At 64.3% G+C, this 2,651-nt stretch carries 1 protein-coding gene; it reads left to right on the plus strand.

Going from position 1 to position 2,651, the window contains the following annotated elements; all coding sequences use genetic code 11:
- Nucleotides 1–2,651 (plus strand): amino acid adenylation domain-containing protein (locus tag ACGFNJ_RS44050; protein WP_393462655.1); only part of this gene is annotated, 2,651 nt, incomplete at both ends.

Below are 2,651 nucleotides of genomic sequence, written 5' to 3' on the forward strand. Positions count from 1 at the left end.
TTGGCGGCGTTCGGGCATGCGGATGTGCCTTTCGAGCGTTTGGTGGAGGTGCTGAATCCGGCGCGTTCGCAGGCGCGGCACCCGCTGTTCCAGGTGGTGCTTTCGCTGGAGAACCTGGACGAACCCGCGCTGGAGCTCGACGGTCTTTCGGTGCGTGCCGAGGAGCTCGGCGTCGAGCTTGCGAAGTTCGATCTGCAGTTCACCCTGACCGAAGCTGTCGGTGGTGGCTGGACGCTGCACCTGACGTACGCGACGGATCTGTTCGATGAGTCGACCGCTGCCGGCTTCGCTGAGCGGTGGGTGCGGGTGCTCGAGGAGATCTCCCGCAATCCCGGTGTCCCAGTGGGGGATATCGATATCTTGGGCGCGGGTGAACGTGCGTCGTTGATTGCACGTCGTGGGTCGGCTGCTGCGCCGGCGTGGACGTTGCCGGAATTGTTGGCTGAGGGGGTTGCCGGTGATCCGGAAGCGCCTGCTGTGGTGTTCGAGGGAACAAGTCTGGCCCACCCGTCGCCCGACCACCACCCCTCATCGAGTCGCTTCGCGACGCTGTCGTATGGCGAGGTGGATTCTCGCTCGAATCGTTTGGCGCGGTTGCTTATTGAGCGTGGTGTCGGTGCTGAGGATGTTGTGGCGTTGACGGTGCCGCGCTCGGAGTTGTCGTATCTGGCGACGTGGGGTGTGTCGAAGTCGGGTGCGGCGTTCTTGCCGATTGCGGCGGATCTGCCTAGTGATCGTATTGAGTACATGCTGTCTGATTCGGGTGCCCGGGTTGGTGTGACGGTGTCGTCGGTGCGGGCCGAGTTGCCGGATTCGGTGGATTGGCTGGTGCTCGACGAGTTGGATCTGGACGCGTATTCCGATGCGGCAGTGACCGATTGGACTCGGTCGCGGTCGTTGTTGCCACAGCATCCGGCGTACGTCATCTACACCTCTGGTACGACGGGCAAGCCCAAGGGCGTGGTGGTAACCCATGCGGGCTTGGCGAACTTCCGTGCCGAGCAAAACGAGCGGTATGGCCTGGACGGTGCCACTCGGGCACTGCATTTCGCTTCGCCGAGCTTCGACGCGTCGATTCTCGAGTTCCTGCTGACAGTCGGTGGTGGCGGCGCATTGGTGGTCGTGCCGCCGGGTATGTACGGCGGTGCGGAATTGGCCGAGCTGATCCGCAGCGAGCGGGTCACGCATGCGATGTTGACGCCGTCGGTGCTGGCATCGATGGATCCGGCCGCGCTGGCAGGCCTGCGCGTGATAATCGCTGGTGGTGAAGCGGTTTCGGCCGATCTGATCGCGAAGTTCGCTGCCGTCGATGCGCCGGCGGGTGGACGGCAGTTCTTCAACGCGTACGGTCCGACCGAGGCAACAATCGCCAGCAACATCAGCGACGCGCTGTCGCCGGGTGATCGAGTGACCGTGGGCGGCCCCATCCGGGGTATGCAAGCGCTGGTACTGGATTCACGGTTGCAGCCGGTGCCGGTGGGTGTGGCCGGTGAGTTGTATGTGTCGGGTATCCAGCTGGCGCGTGGCTATCTCGACCGGGCCGGGCTGACCGCCGATCGATTCGTGGCGAACCCGTTCGCTGTTGACGAACGGATGTATCGCACCGGAGATGTGGTGCGCTGGACCGCTTCTGGTGCGGTCGAATATGTGGGCCGTTCCGACTTCCAGGTCAAGATCCGTGGCTTCCGCATCGAACTCGGGGAGATCGACGCGGCGCTGACCACGCATCCGAGCGTTGATTTCGCGGTCACGGTCGGCCATACCGGGACCACCGGTGTGACGATGCTGGTGTCGTATGTGGTTCTCGTGCCCGGATATTCGGTGGATATCGCGGAATTGTCCGGGGACCTGGGCCGACGTCTGCCCAGCTATATGGTGCCGTCCTCGATCATCGTGATCGATCAGGTTCCGTTGACGCCGACGGGCAAGCTCGACCGTCGGGCACTGCCTGCGCCTGCGTTCGAGGTACGCCAGTTCCGGGCGCCTGCCACGCCGATCGAAGAGATCGTGGCCCAGGTCTTCAGCGAGGTGCTCGGTGTCGAACGCGTTGGTGTGGATGATGATTTCTTTACGCTGGGTGGCAATTCGCTGATCGCGACCCAGGTGGCGTCGCGTTTGGGGAGCGCGCTGGATACTTCGGTGCCGGTGCGATTGTTGTTCGAGGCCTCGACCGTGGGCGCGCTGGCCGCTCGGGTCGAATCCCATGTCGGTGACGGGGCTAGGCGTGAGCTGGTGGCGCGTGAGCGTCCGGAGCGGGTGCCGTTGTCGTTGGCGCAGCAGCGGATGTGGTTCCTCAACCGGTTTTCCGCGGGCGCCGATGCCGCCGAGTCCGCGGTCAACAACATCCCGGTCGCGATCCGTCTGTCCGGTGAACTCGAGGTCGCCGCGCTCGAGATCGCGATCATCGATGTCATCGACCGGCACGAATCACTGCGCACCCACTACCCCGAGGTGGATGGGCAGCCGTATCAGGTGATCGCGCCGATCGGCCACGGCACCCGCGAGCTGACGCCGACCGTCACCACCGAAAGCGAACTGCCGCAACACCTGATGGAACTGGTGCTGTCCGCCTTCGACGTCACCACCGAGGTGCCGTTGCGGGTCGAGCTGTTCGAGCTCAGCCCCACCGAGCATGTGCTCGCGCTGGTGGC

This window comes from Nocardia sp. NPDC049149 (genome assembly GCF_043197455.1).
Taxonomy (GTDB): domain Bacteria; phylum Actinomycetota; class Actinomycetes; order Mycobacteriales; family Mycobacteriaceae; genus Nocardia.